The organism is Actinomadura madurae, assembly GCF_047130825.1.
Lineage (GTDB): Bacteria > Actinomycetota > Actinomycetes > Streptosporangiales > Streptosporangiaceae > Spirillospora > Spirillospora madurae.
Genome location: NZ_CP083237.1, coordinates 1,239,777 through 1,252,333, shown reverse-complemented (window position 1 = coordinate 1,252,333; position 12,557 = coordinate 1,239,777). Strand labels below are relative to the sequence as shown.

Annotated in this window: 12 protein-coding genes; 5 read left to right on the top strand and 7 right to left on the bottom strand. The window is 74.7% G+C overall.

Annotation, left to right across the window (positions count from 1 at the left end; all coding sequences use genetic code 11):
• Positions 1-20 precede the first annotated feature (20 nt).
• Complete coding sequence (locus tag K8Z49_RS05775) at positions 21-800, bottom strand: HAD-IIA family hydrolase (protein ID WP_021599376.1); 780 nt, start codon at positions 798-800, stop codon at positions 21-23.
• Between the two features lie 177 nt (positions 801-977).
• Between K8Z49_RS05775 and K8Z49_RS05770 the strand changes: the two genes are divergently transcribed.
• Both K8Z49_RS05770 and K8Z49_RS05765 read left to right on the top strand, forming a co-directional pair.
• Positions 978-2,726 (top strand): class I adenylate-forming enzyme family protein, encoded by a 1,749-nt coding sequence (locus K8Z49_RS05770; RefSeq protein WP_412517780.1) that lies wholly within the window; start codon positions 978-980, stop codon positions 2,724-2,726.
• 43 nt (positions 2,727-2,769) lie between these two features.
• Positions 2,770-3,192, top strand: coding sequence for a RidA family protein (locus tag K8Z49_RS05765; RefSeq protein WP_021599374.1), 423 nt, complete (start codon positions 2,770-2,772; stop codon positions 3,190-3,192).
• A gap of 560 nt (positions 3,193-3,752) precedes the next feature.
• Here K8Z49_RS05765 and K8Z49_RS05760 read toward each other — a convergent pair.
• From K8Z49_RS05760 to K8Z49_RS05750, 3 genes are all read right to left on the bottom strand, one after another.
• Positions 3,753-4,328, bottom strand: a complete 576-nt coding sequence (locus K8Z49_RS05760) for a TerD family protein (RefSeq protein WP_021599372.1) — start codon at positions 4,326-4,328, stop codon at positions 3,753-3,755.
• Between the two features lie 145 nt (positions 4,329-4,473).
• Positions 4,474-6,258, bottom strand: a complete 1,785-nt coding sequence (locus K8Z49_RS05755; RefSeq protein ID WP_075022366.1) for an acyl-CoA dehydrogenase — start codon at positions 6,256-6,258, stop codon at positions 4,474-4,476.
• Positions 6,255-7,286: an ACP S-malonyltransferase gene (locus tag K8Z49_RS05750; RefSeq protein ID WP_412517779.1), complete on the bottom strand. Its 1,032-nt coding sequence runs from the start codon at positions 7,284-7,286 to the stop codon at positions 6,255-6,257. The genes K8Z49_RS05755 and K8Z49_RS05750 overlap by 4 nt, the downstream gene beginning before the upstream one ends.
• Positions 7,287-7,440: 154 nt before the next feature.
• Between K8Z49_RS05750 and K8Z49_RS05745 the strand changes: the two genes are divergently transcribed.
• Together K8Z49_RS05745 and K8Z49_RS05740 are read left to right on the top strand one after the other, a co-directional pair.
• The gene (locus K8Z49_RS05745; RefSeq protein ID WP_083597879.1) at positions 7,441-8,493 is read left to right on the top strand and encodes a 3-oxoacyl-ACP synthase III family protein; all 1,053 of its coding nucleotides are present in this window, start codon (positions 7,441-7,443) and stop codon (positions 8,491-8,493) included.
• A 44-nt stretch (positions 8,494-8,537) separates the two neighbouring features.
• Entirely contained in the window at positions 8,538-9,572 is a 1,035-nt protein-coding gene (locus K8Z49_RS05740) for an SgcJ/EcaC family oxidoreductase (RefSeq protein WP_412517778.1), read from the top strand.
• Positions 9,573-9,662: 90 nt separating this feature from the next.
• Here K8Z49_RS05740 and K8Z49_RS05735 read toward each other — a convergent pair whose 3' ends face one another.
• Complete coding sequence (locus K8Z49_RS05735) at positions 9,663-10,100, bottom strand: DoxX family protein (RefSeq protein WP_021599429.1); 438 nt, start codon at positions 10,098-10,100, stop codon at positions 9,663-9,665.
• A 113-nt stretch (positions 10,101-10,213) separates the two neighbouring features.
• Positions 10,214-11,071, bottom strand: a complete 858-nt coding sequence (locus tag K8Z49_RS05730; protein WP_181663457.1) for a LysR family transcriptional regulator — start codon at positions 11,069-11,071, stop codon at positions 10,214-10,216.
• A gap of 71 nt (positions 11,072-11,142) precedes the next feature.
• Here K8Z49_RS05730 and K8Z49_RS05725 point away from each other — a divergent pair, with 71 nt between their 5' ends.
• Complete coding sequence (locus K8Z49_RS05725) at positions 11,143-11,895, top strand: SDR family oxidoreductase (protein WP_021599427.1); 753 nt, start codon at positions 11,143-11,145, stop codon at positions 11,893-11,895.
• A gap of 28 nt (positions 11,896-11,923) precedes the next feature.
• Here K8Z49_RS05725 and K8Z49_RS05720 read toward each other — a convergent pair whose 3' ends face one another.
• The gene (locus K8Z49_RS05720; protein ID WP_412517777.1) at positions 11,924-12,526 is read right to left on the bottom strand and encodes a DUF6058 family natural product biosynthesis protein; all 603 of its coding nucleotides are present in this window, start codon (positions 12,524-12,526) and stop codon (positions 11,924-11,926) included.
• Between the last annotated feature and the right edge of the window lie 31 nt (positions 12,527-12,557).

Below are 12,557 nucleotides of genomic sequence, written 5' to 3'. Positions count from 1 at the left end.
GCGGGCCCGGCCGCCGCCGGTCAGACCAGCTCGATCAGGTCGGCGATGGACGCCACGACGCGGTGCGGCCGGAACGGGAACCGCGCGATCTCGTCCTTGCCGGTCACCCCGGTCAGCACCAGGATCGTCTCCAGCCCGGCCTCGATGCCCGCGACGATGTCGGTGTCCATCCGGTCGCCGATCATGGCGGTGCTCTCGCTGTGCCCGCCGACGACGTTGATCGCCGTCCGCATCATCAGCGGGTTCGGCTTGCCGACGAAGTAGGGCTCCACGCCCGTCGCGCGGGTGATCATCGCGGCGACCGCGCCGCACGCCGGCAGCGACCCCTCCGGGGACGGGCCGATCGGGTCGGGGTTGGTCGCCACGAACCGGGCGCCCTTCTCGATCAGCCGGATCGCGCGGGTGATCTGGGAGAAGCTGTAGGTGCGGGTCTCCCCCAGCACCACGTAGTCGGGATCGATGTCGGTGAGGACGAAGTCCGCCTCGTGCAGCGCGGTCGTCAGCCCCGCCTCCCCGATCACGTACGCCGACCCCTCGGGCCGCTGGTCGGCCAGGAACCGGGCGGTGGCCAGCGCCGACGTCCAGATCGACTCGGCCGGGACGACGAGCCCCGCCGCGGCCAGGCGGGCCGACAGGTCCCGGCGGGTGTAGATCGAGTTGTTGGTCAGGACGAGGAACGGTTTTCCGGAGGCGGCCAGGCGGCGGATGAACTCCTCCGCGCCGGGGACGGGACGGCCCTCGTGGACCAGCACCCCGTCCATGTCCGACAGCCAGTACTCGATCGGCTTGCGCTCGGTCATGCCCCCATTGTCGCAGGCAGGGATCATCCGACGGACCATCCGGGCGAATCCGCCCGCGGCGGCGGGGGCGTTGACCCGCGCGTGATGTGGATCATAGATTTCGAGCACGGCGCACCGAACCGTGTTCGGCGGAGAGGCCCGCGCGGCGGCGCGCCGTGACCCCGCGGGAGGCGCGACGTGCAGGACCGTGACGTGGAGGACCGGAACGCGCAGGGCACCGGGCAGGACGGCGGCGGGCTGCCCGCCATCGCCGAGGTCCGGGCGGCGATGACCGCCCCCGGGCAGCTGTTCGAGATGGCCGAGACCGAGATACGCGGCGTGCGGACCCGCGTCTGGAAGAACGCCCCCGTCACCCTGCGCGACATCCTGGAGATCTCCCGCGCGCACGGCGACAAGGACTACCTGGTCTACGGCGGCGACCGGCTCACGTTCGCCGTCCACTACGCGCGGGCGGCGGCGTTCGCGCGCCGGCTCATCGAGCGGTACGGGATCGCCAAGGGCGACCGGGTCGCGATCGCCATGCGCAACTACCCCGAATGGTCGGTGGCGTTCTTCGGCGCCGCCGCAGCGGGCGCGGTGGTGGTGCCGCTGAACGCCTGGTGGAGCGCCGGGGAGCTGGAGTACGGGCTGGCCGACAGCGGCGCCAAGGTCCTCATCGCCGACGCCGAGCGCGCCGAGCGCCTGGCCGGGGTGCTGCCGAAGCTCGACGTCCCGTGCCTGGTCGCCCGCCCGGACGGGCCGCCGCCCGACGGCGCCGAGGCGTTCGAGGACGCCCTCGGCGACACCGGCGACCCGGCCGCGGCCTCGCTGCCGCAGGTGGCGCTCGACCCCGAGGACGAGGCCACCATCTTCTACACCTCCGGCACCACCGGCCGGCCCAAGGGCGCCCTCGGCACGCACCGCAACATCGCCACCAACCCCGTCAGCCTCGCCTACGGGATCATGTCGGCCGGGGTCCGCGCCGGCCGGACGGTCGAGGAGCTGGCCGCGCCGCAGCCGCGGGTGACGCTGCTGAGCGTCCCGTTCTTCCACGCCACCGGCTGCCACTCGGTGCTGGTCGCCAGCGCCCTGCAGGGCGGCACCGTGGTGCTGATGTACAAATGGGACGTCCGGCAGGCGCTGGAGCTGATCGAGCGGGAGAAGGTCACCGGGTTCGGCGGCGTGCCCACCATGGCCTGGCAGGTGCTCACCTCCCCCGACTTCGGCGAGTACGACACCTCCAGCCTCACCGGCGTCAGCTACGGCGGCGCGCCCGCCGCGCCCGCCCTCGTCGAGAAGATCAAGGAGCGGCTGCCCGAGCGGATGCCCGGCAACGGATACGGGCTCACCGAGACCTCCTCGGTCACCACCTACAACGGCGGGGTGAACTACCTGGAGCGGCCCGAGAGCGTCGGCCCGCCCGTCGCCGTCTGCGACGTCAAGGTCGTCGACCCCGCCGGGGAGGAGCTGCCGCCCGGCGAGGTCGGCGAGCTGCTCATCAAGGGACCCAACATCATCAAGGGCTACTGGAACAAGCCCGAGGCGACCGCGCGGGCGTTCGTGGACGGCTGGTTCTACAGCGGCGACCTGGCCCGCCTGGACGAGGACGGGTTCGTCTACATCGTCGACCGCGCCAAGGACATGCTCATCCGCGGCGGCGAGAACATCTACTGCGCCGAGGTCGAGGCCGCCCTGTACGAGCATCCCGCGATCGCCGACTGCGCGGTCATCGGCGTCCCCCACCAGGTCCTCGGCGAGGAGGTCGGCGCGGTGGTCGTGCTGCGCCCCGGCGCCGCGGCGGGCGAGGAGGAGATCCAGGACTTCCTGCGCGGCCGGATCGCCGCGTTCAAGGTGCCGGTGCACTTCTGGTTCCGCGACGAGGGCCTGCCCCGCAACCCCGGCGGGAAGATCCTCAAGACGCGGCTGCGGGAGGAACTGCTCGGCTGACCCGGCGGCACCGCCACCACCGGACGCCGCGTATCGTGATCTTGTGAGCGACCACGATCCGCGCACCGGCATCCGGCAGATCGACGCGCCCGGCCTGGTGCCCGGCCCCGGCTACAGCCACGCCGTGTCCGTCGACGTCCCCGGCCGCCTGGTCGTGCTCAGCGGGCAGATCGCCCTGGACGCCGCCGGGAACCTCGTCGGCCCCGGCGACCTGGAGGCCCAGACCCGGCAGGTGTTCGCCAACCTGGAGGCCGCGCTGACCGCGGCCGGCGCCCGCTGGGAGCACGTCGTGCGGCTCGGGTACTTCCTGCGGGACGCGGGCGGCGTCGGCGTCGTGCGGGCGGTGCGCGCCGAGTTCGTCCCCGAGGGCGTGTCCCCGGCCGCGTCGCTGGTGGAGGTGTCCCGCCTGGTCCGCGACGACCTGCTCGTGGAGATCGAGGCCATGGCCGTCGTCCCCGCCGCCTAGCCCGCCCGCCGCAAGATGTCAGGTGTTGCGGGACGTGTTGCGGGACGGCGGGCGGCGCTCGCACGCCAGGGGCTGGGTGCCGGTCTGGGCCGCCGAGGCCGAACGGGCCGCCCGCGAGCACGGGCCGCTGGCGGCCTCGCTGTGCTGGGGCGCCGCCCGTTTCCCCTGCCCGGCCACCCCGGCCCGCCGCGACGCGCACCGGCGGCAACTGGAGTGCTACCTGGAGGCGGCGCCGGGCTTCCGCGCCCGGTTCCGCCGGGAGCTCGTCACCGTCCCGGACGGCGACACCACCGGCCTGGCGGAGATCCCGGGCACGGCCGTGTGGCTCGTGCGCGGCGCCACCCACTGCGCCCCCGAACGGTTCCGGCTCCTCATCCCCGCGGTCCAGGCCTGGCCGGCGGCCCGCCTGCCCCCGGGCCCGGCACCCGCGCCGCGGAGGCCGCGCGGCTGGACCCGCTGGCACCCCACCTGCAACGCGGCACCGCCGGAGAACGCGACACCGGAGAACGCGACGGGGCGCCCCGGACACCCGGGACGCCCCCGTCACATGCGGCGGACGCTCAGACGTTCACCCCGAAGTCGGACGCGATGCCCGACAGGCCCGAGGCATAGCCCTGCCCCACCGCGCGGAACTTCCACTCGGCGCCGTTGCGGTACAGCTCGCCGAACACCATCGCGGTCTCGGTCGAGGCGTCCTCCGACAGGTCGTAGCGCGCGATCTCGCCGTTGTCGGCCTGGTTCACCACGCGGATGAACGCGTTGCGGACCTGGCCGAAGTTCTGCTGGCGGGTGTCGGCGTCGTAGATCGACACCGGGAAGACGATCTTGGTGATCTCGGCGGGGACCGAGGCGAGGTTCACCTTGATCTGCTCGTCGTCGCCCTCGCCCTCGCCGGTGAGGTTGTCGCCGGTGTGCTCGACCGAGCCGTCCGGGCTCTTGAGGTTGTTGAAGAACACGAAGTGCTGGTCCGAGAGGACCTTGTTCTCCGCCGAGCACAGCAGGGCGCTGGCGTCCAGGTCGAAATCGGTTCCGGTCGTGGTCCGAACGTCCCAGCCCAGACCAACCACGACGGCGGTCAGTCCGGGGGCCTCCTTGGTCAGCGAGACGTTGCCGCCCTTGCTCAGACTGACTCCCACTGTCTACCTCCGTATCGGCCAGCGGGTGAAGGGCACCCGCGTGCAGTCTGTCTTACCAGAACGGTAGCCACTCTCCGCTGGTTCCCCTTGCTCCTTGGCGAATTCGGGGCGTGGCGTGCCGGTTCGCCCCGCCGCGGCCGGGTGCTCAGGCGAGGAAGGAGGCGGGTGCGGTGACCGGGGCGGGCAGGTCGAGCGCGGCGGCCAGATCCTGGGCGCCGGGGGCCAGTTCGTCGCAGGTCCGGCGTCGTGCCGCCCACAGCTCGTCGAGCATGCCGGGCGGCACGACGCCCTCGTTGAGCAGGTCGGCGGCGCGGTGCTCCAGCCGGTCGAGGGCGTGCAGCCGCAGGACGGGACCGAGGGCGCGCGGCCCGCTCTCCAGGGCGGAGGCCAGGATCTCCAGGACGATGCGGTCGGCGCAGGCGGTGGCGGTCCGCGCGGCCAGGACGAGGTTGCCGTTCCATGCGGTGAAGGCGTCCTCGCCGCTTTGCAGGGCGTCGTTCACCCGGGCGGCGAGCCGGTCGCGCATCCTGCGCTCGGTGGCGCGGGCCAGGAACAGCCAGACGCGCGGGGACTCCAGGTCGCCGTCGTCGGGCGGCCCGGCCTCGGGTTCGGGCGGGACGTAGCGGTCCAGGTCGGCCATCGCGCGGGCGGTGTCGTAGAGGATCAGCTCGTTGTCGCCGCCGGCGTTCTGGTAGGCGTGCGCCAGGCCCCGGTAGGCGTTGAGGCGCTCGACCGCGGCGAACCCGGGCGCGCCGCTGTGCACGCGGCAGGCCGACACCGTCTCCTGCGCCTGGACGGTCGCGGCGGCCTTCAGCAGCGCCAGGTCGCGGTCGACCGCCGACCAGGGCGCCCACGCGGTCGCCGGACCGGCCGGGGCGTCCGCGGCGGCGGCGGGCCGGGGGGCGGTGACGTGCGCGGCGACGGCGGTGAGGGCGTAGGCCGAGGCCAGCGCGCCCAGCACCGCCTCCTGCTGGTTGCGGTAGTCGGTCAGCGGACGGCGCGGCGCCAGCCGCCCGAGCGTCGTGCGGCCCGCCGAATGGGCCAGCAGCATCCCCGCCGACGCCCGGGTGATCGCGGCGGAGGCGGAGACGACCGCCCGCCACACCGGCGGCGCGATCCCCATCGAGCGGGTCAGCCGCGCCGCCGCGGTCCCGGCGGGGTCGTGGAAGGTCCCGTCCGCCTCGATGCGGGCGCCGTCGCGCAACCACGCCTCGCCGGGGACGCGCAGGTCGTCGAGCAGGACGGCGGCGTAGTCGATCTGCAGCCCGGTCGTCTCCGGTGCCGCGACGATCCGGACGCCGGGCGGGACCGAGCCGTCCGGGCCCCGCAGCGGCACCGCGAACACGAACACGCCGCGTTCCTCGCCGCCGTGGACGAGGGTGGCGTAGACGGCGGCGGTCTTGGGGACGTCCGGATGGGCGGTGTTGGTGGGGAACTTGGCCGCCTGGCCGTCCGGGGTGCTCAGCACGAACCCTCCGGTGGCCGGGTCGTGGCGGGCGACGGTCCGCGGCGACAGGTGGCTGTTGCTGCGCCCCACCTCGGTCATCAGCAGGGTGCCGAACGACGCCATCGACTCCAGGGAGTCGCGGACCGCCCGCGTCCCGTCCTGGTCCGCGCCGAACCGCAGGACCGGGCCGAGCGCGAGGGTGTAGTGCAGCAGCATCAGGTGGAACAGCGGCGGGTCGGCGATCGCGGCGCGCTCCAGCAGCGCGCACAGCGCCGGCGGGTCGGCCAGCAGCTCGCCCGCGGGCGGTGCGGCGAGCCCGGCCCGGCGCAGCCGCTCGTAGGTGAGCGCCTGCCGGTCGCGGGCGGTGAGCCCGCCGGGGACGGTGAAGAACTCCTCCGGGACGGCCTCCCGCACCCTGGCTCGCGCCTTGGCGTCCAGGGACGTGCCGCGCACGAACCCGAGCAGATCGGCGGCGGTGCTCATGAGCCGTCCTCCCGGTCGCGAGAGGGGGCCACGCCGGAGGCGGCCTTGCCGGTGAGCCCGTGGCGGGGGCGGTCGCGCAGCGGCGCCAGGGTCCGCACCCCCGGGAGGGTCAGCCGCGCGCACTGGCACAGCGCGTTGCCCGCGCCGGCCTCGGTGAACACGGTCGCGCCCGCCGCGTGCACGGCGCGCAGCGCCTCCGGCAGCCGGACGGGCCGGACGATGCAGTCGGCCATGGCGCGGTGCAGGTCGTCGCCGTCGTGGTAGGCGCGGCCCCGGACCGGTGAGTGCACCGGCAGCTCCAGGGGCCGCTGCGGGAAGTCGCGGATCATCGCGTACCACTCGTCGTCGGCGCCGGCCATCGAGGGATGGTGCGACAGGTAGGGGACGGCGAGGCGCACGGCGTTGACGCCCCGGCCGCGTGCGGCGTCCAGGACGGTGTCCAGTGGCCCGTCGGGTCCGGACACGACCGTGACCTCCGGGGCGTTCAGGCAGGCGACGACCACCTCCGGGGCGCCGGCGGCCTCGATGCACGCCCGGGTGGCGTCCTCACCGGCCTCCAGCAGCCCCATGCCGCCGCCCCGGCCGCGCCGGGCCAGCACGCCGACCGCCGCGACCGCCATGCGGGCGCCGTCGGCGATCGAGAACGCGCCCGCGCACACCAGCGCGGCGATCTCCCCGAAGCTCTGCCCGACCGCGAACCGGGGGTGGACGCCGTGCGCGCGCAGCGCCCGGTCCGCGGCGACGGACGCGGCGTAGGAGGCGAGCTGGGCGACGCCGGGAGTGCGGGCCGCGGCCCGGTACCCGCGCGGATCCACCAGCAGGATCGACCGCAATGACGGCCATCCGGTGCGCGGCAGGCCCTCCTGGACGGCGTCCAGGACGTCGGTGACGGCGCGTGCGGCGGCGGGTCCGGTGGCGGCGAGGCCCGCCAGGTCGGGGACGCCGGCGGAGCCGGTACCTGGGAAAAGGAAGGCGCAGACGTCGTCGGGTTTGAGCTCCTCGGCCGGGCTGACTCGGGGGGACGGCACGCGGGGTCTCCTTACCTGGAAGGAAGGCTCACGTCTCTATTCGACTAAATGCTGCGTTATAGACAGATATGGAACATAAACCCTGAAATGGGATTATTCACTCATGGGATGGGGCTGACAACCGTCAGTGCTGTGAGCAGGGGGGAGTGCGCGCATGACAGTGCCGGACGCGCCCGGACGGACCCGGCCGGGCGGGCACGACGCGGACGCCGGCCGCGGATGGGCGATCCGCGGGACCGGCGCCCACCTGCCCCGCGAGTACGTGGCCAGCGACGAGCTGTCCCGCGCGCTGGGCCTGGACCCGTCGTGGATCGAGCGGCGCACCGGGATCGCGCGCCGGCACGTCGCCGCGCCCGGCGAGGCCGCCTCCGACCTGGCCGCCGCCGCCGCGGACCGGGCGCTGCGCGCCGCCGGGCTGGACGCCGCCGGCATCGGGCTGCTGGTGGTCGGCACCTCCACCCCCGACGTCATCGCCCCCTCCACCGCCTGCCGCGTGCAGGTCGCGCTCGGCGCCCGCAACGCCGCCGCGTTCGACATCTCCGCCGCCTGCAGCGGGTTCGTCTTCGGGCTGCAGACCGCGATCGGCTGGCTGGCCACCCAGCGCGGCTCCGCCCCGTACGCGCTGGTCGTCGGCGTCGAGGTGTACTCGCGGTTCCTCAACCGCGCCGACCGCGCCACCGCCGCGCTGTTCGGCGACGGCGCCGCCGCCGCGGTCGTCGGGCCCGCCCCGGCGCCGTACGGGATCGGCCCGATCACCCTCGGCTCGGACGGCTCCGGCGCCGAGGACGTGCTGATCCCCGCGGGCGGCAGCCGGCTGCCCGCCAGCCCCGAGACCCTCGCCGCGCTCGGCCACACCATCCACATGGACGGCCGCGCCGTCCGCGACTTCATCACCGCGATCTTCCCGCGGCTGGTGGCCGAAGCGACCGAGGGCGCCGGGATCAAGCCCGCCGACCTGGCCCTGGTGGTGCCGCACCAGCCCAACCCGCGGCTGGTCGCCTCGCTCGCCCCGGACGCAGGCCTGGAACCGCGGCAGCTGGCGATCGTCGGGCACGACGTCGGCAACATCGGCGCCGCCAGCATCCCCTTCGCCCTCGACAGGGCCGTCCGCACGTCCCGGATCGGGCCCGGCGACCTGGTGCTGCTCGCCGGCTTCGGCGCCGGCCTGACCTGGGGACACACGCTCATCACCTGGCCGCCCGCCTGACCTCTCCACCGTATATGCCTTGAAAGTTATATGCGAAAGGGGTTATGTTCGGAGGCGGCGGCGCGCGGCGCGTGGCCCGCCGCACGTCCGGGCAGAACGCGACCGAGGAGGCAGGCGAGATGAGCACCGGCGAGCAGCACCCCGACGGCACGGCCACCCAGAGGGACGGGCGGACCCTGCTGCGCTTCGAGCGCCGCCTGCGCCACCCGCCCGAACGGGTCTGGCGCGCCCTCACCGACCCCGCCGAACTGTCGGCCTGGCTCGCCGAGGCCGTCCTGGAACCCGCCGTGGGCGGCAAGTTCGCGCTGCGGTGGCTCAACACCGGCGACGCCGCCGACGAGACCGTCGCCCGCGGGACCGTCACCGCCTTCGACCCGCCCCGCCTGCTGGAGCTGGACTCCGACATCCACGGCCGGCTGCGCTGGGAGCTGGCCCCCTCCCCCGAAGGGACGCACCTGGTGTTCACCAGCGACGTCCAGCCACCCGGCGAGTACCTCGTCCAGACGCTCGCCGGATGGCACCTGCACCTGGACTACCTCGCCGAGGCCCTGGACGGCTCCCGCGTCGACTGGGCCGGCTGGACCACCGACCGCTGGCAGGTCCACCACGACCGCTACGCCGAACGGCTCGGCGCCCTGGACGCCGTCCGCGCCCTCTACCGGCGGATCCTGGACGGCTGGAACGCCCGGGACGGCGCCGCGTTCGCCGCTCCGTTCCGCGACGACGGCGAGACGATCGGGTTCGACGGCACCCTGCACTCTGGCCGGGACCGCATCGCCGCCCAGCTCGACGCGATCTTCGCCGACCACCGGACCGCCCGCTACATCGGCCGGGTGCGCGAGGTCCGGGTGATCGGACCCGGCGCCGCCGTCCTGCGCGCCGTCGCCGGCATGGTCCCGCCCGGATCCTCCGACATCGACCCCGAGGCCAACAGCGTGCAGACGCTCACCGCGTCCCAGCTCATGGGCGAGTGGCGCGTCGCGCTGTTCCAGACCACCCCGGCCGCCTACCACGGCCGCCCCGAGGCCGCCGAGGCCCTCAGCGCCGAACTCCGATCCCTCCTGCCCGGCGACGGCTGAGGCCGCCGCGCAACGGCGGACGGCCCGGGGCCTGGTGGCCGCCGGGCCGTCCGCCGTTCGGGAGCCGTGCGCGCCCGCGCCGGCCCGCCGTCAGCGCTTCAGCGAGCGCAGCACCTCCCGGGACTCGGCGCGGCGGTCCCAGACGACGGCCGCGAACACGACCGCGAGCCCGGCGGGCATCAGCGCCCACGCCGGCTCCAGCACCAGCAGCTGGGTGAGCGCGGCACCGGCCATCAGGCCGATCAGCCCGGCCGCGGCGAGCCCGGCCAGCCGCGGGACCACCAGCCCGATCGCGCCGGCGGCCTCGACCGCGCCGGTCACGTACCGGAACCACTGGCCCCAGCCGATCTCCTCAAAGGTCCGGACGGCCTCGGCCTGCCCGGCGAACTTCGGCAGCGCCGACGCGAACAGCAGGAACGCGGCGATGAAGATCTGCGCGCCCCACAGCACCCTGCGGAGCGTGCGGCGCTCGCCGGGAGCGGTCTGGGCGGTGCCGGTCTGGGCGGTGGTGAGGGTCTGGGTGCTCATGATCGGGGTCCTTCCGTGCGGTGTCTCATCGGCCGTTCACTGACGCGTCGCGCGGCCGGCCGCCGGATCGACATCCCGCCGGATTTTTCTTCAGAAGTTTTTCCGCCGCCGTATCACCCCAGGTGAGAGGCGGTGACCTCGGCCGCGACGGCGGCCGTCGCGCGGACGAACGCCGCCAGCGCCCGGGACCGGGACGTCTCGGGCCACGCCAGCACCAGCGTGGTCGGCTCGGCGTCCCGCACCGGCACCGCCGTCAGGTCCTCGCGCAGCAGCCCCCGCATCGACGCCGGCAGGATCGCCACCGCCCGGCCGAGCGCGATCAGCTGCATCAGCTGCCCGCCGTCGCTGATCGCCGGGCCGTCGCCCGGTCCCGTCCCGTACGGGGCGTGCGGCCGGGCCTCGCCCTCCAGGTCGGCCATCGCCACCTCGGCGCGGCCCGCCAGCCGGTGGTTCCTCGGGAGGACGGCGACCTGCCGCTCCGTCAGCAGGTCCTCGGTGGCCAGTCCGGTGACGTCCTGCCGCGGCGTGTACAGCAGCGCGGCGTCGGCGCGGCCCTCCCGCACCGCCCGATCCGCCCCGTACCCGAGCAGCATCTCCACCGGCACCGCGTCCGGCTCGCGCTCGTAGGCGGCCAGGATCGCCGGGAGCAGCCCGCCGCCGTCCCCGCCCGGCTTCAGCGCCAGGACCAGCCGGGGCCCGGTGTCACCGGCGCGGCGGGTGCGGCGGACGGCGGCCGCGACCGCCTCCAGCGCGGCGGCCCCCTCCGCCAGCAGCGTCTCCCCGGCCGGGGTCAGCACGACCCGGCGGCTCGTCCGCTCCAGCAGCGTCACCCCCAGCCGCCGCTCCAGCCGGCTGATCGCCCGCGACAGCGGCGGCTGCGCGATGCCCAGCCGCTCGGCCGCCCGCCCGAAGTGCAGCTCCCGCGCCACCGCCAAAAAGTAGGTCAGCTCGCGCGTCTCCACCACGTCCATACCCCCAGGGTATTGATCGCGCGCCGATCGGTGTTGGAGCCCGCGGCCCCGCCGGTGGTGGGGTGAAAGGCATGAACGACACCACGACCGCCCTGGTGACCGGGGCGAACAAGGGCATCGGGTACGCCATCGCCGCGGGGCTCGCCGCACGCGGCATGACCGTCCTGATCGGCGCCCGCGACCCGGGCCTGGGCGAGAAGGCCGCCGCGTCGCTGCGCGACGCCGGGCACGACGCCCGCGCCGTCACCCTGGACGTCACCGATCCCGCCACGGTGCAGGCGGCGGCCCGGCGGGTCGGCGACACCACCGGGCGCCTGGACGTCCTGGTCAACAACGCCGGCATCTCCGGCGGCGCCGACCACCTGCCCGACGAGGCCGACCTCGACGCCGTCCACCGCGTGTTCGACACCAACCTGTACGGCGTGATCAGGGTGACCAACGCGATGCTGCCGATGCTGCGCCGCTCGCCCGCCGGACGCATCGTCAACATCTCCAGCGGCACCTCGTCGATGACCGCGATGACCGACCCGGACCACTACTTCTGGAACGCCGCCGCCTCCGCCGCCTACCCGGCGTCCAAGGCGGCGCTGAACATGCTCACCATCCAGTACGCCAAGCGGCTGCGCGACACCGGCATCCTGGTCAACGCCGCCGCGCCCGGAGCCTGCGCGACCGACTTCACAGTGGAGTTCGCCCGCCTGACGGGCCGGACCATCGACCGGACCGCCGAGCAGGGCGCCGCGATCGCGATCCGGCTCGCCACCCTCGGCGACGACGGCCCGACCGGCGGGTTCTTCCACGACGACGGCCCCGTCCCCTGGTGAACCGTCCCCTGGTGAGCCGTCCTCCGGGTCAGGCGGCGCGGGGGTAGCGGGCGCGCATCGCGTCGATGTACCGGTCGCGGGAGACGGGCCCGCCGAAACGCAGCCGGTCGTAGGCGGTGAACGGGGGCGCCAGCGCGTCCAGCTCGTCGATCAGGGCGTGCAGCCGATGCGTCCAGGCCGGCGTCCCCGCGTCCGGCTCCCCCGGCGCCGCATCGATCGCGCTGACCAGGGCGTCCTTGTACTGGATCGTCTGGGGCGTGACCGAGCGCAGGCACACGTACTGGCCGCTCAGGTAGGAGTTCCACTCCGCCTTGCCGGCGGCCTCGTCGTCCCAGTGCGCCAGGAACCACTCCTCCAGCGCGTCGACGCCACCGGCCCGGTCGGCGAGGGCGAACAGGTCGGACGGGACCATCTCCGCGCCGTCGGAGCGCAGGTATCCGGGCAGGGGCAGCCCGCCGTCCAGCATCAGGCGGCGGACCCGTCCGGCGTCGCGGCCGGTGCGGGCGCACAGGTCCTCCAGCTCGGTGAACCACGCGGTGACGTAGGCGTCGTCCTCGGGCGTCATCGGATGGTCGCCGTTGACCTCCCGGAACCGCTCGGCCAGCTGCGCCTTCAGCTCGGAGTCGCTCATCCCCGGACGCTAACCCGGGGTCGTTTCGGCG

Excerpts from the sequence above, each read along its gene's own strand:
- K8Z49_RS05730 (WP_181663457.1), bottom strand. The coding sequence starts at position 11,071 with ATGGACGTGGTGGAGACGCGCGAGCTGACCTACTTTTTGGCGGTGGCG.
- K8Z49_RS05745 (WP_083597879.1), top strand. The coding sequence starts at position 7,441 with ATGACAGTGCCGGACGCGCCCGGACGGACCCGGCCGGGCGGGCACGAC.
- K8Z49_RS05740 (WP_412517778.1), top strand. The coding sequence starts at position 8,538 with ATGTTCGGAGGCGGCGGCGCGCGGCGCGTGGCCCGCCGCACGTCCGGG.
- K8Z49_RS05735 (WP_021599429.1), bottom strand. The coding sequence starts at position 10,100 with ATGAGCACCCAGACCCTCACCACCGCCCAGACCGGCACCGCCCAGACC.
- K8Z49_RS05720 (WP_412517777.1), bottom strand. The coding sequence starts at position 12,526 with ATGAGCGACTCCGAGCTGAAGGCGCAGCTGGCCGAGCGGTTCCGGGAG.
- K8Z49_RS05775 (WP_021599376.1), bottom strand. The coding sequence starts at position 800 with ATGACCGAGCGCAAGCCGATCGAGTACTGGCTGTCGGACATGGACGGG.
- K8Z49_RS05725 (WP_021599427.1), top strand. The coding sequence starts at position 11,143 with ATGAACGACACCACGACCGCCCTGGTGACCGGGGCGAACAAGGGCATC.
- K8Z49_RS05755 (WP_075022366.1), bottom strand. The coding sequence starts at position 6,258 with ATGAGCACCGCCGCCGATCTGCTCGGGTTCGTGCGCGGCACGTCCCTG.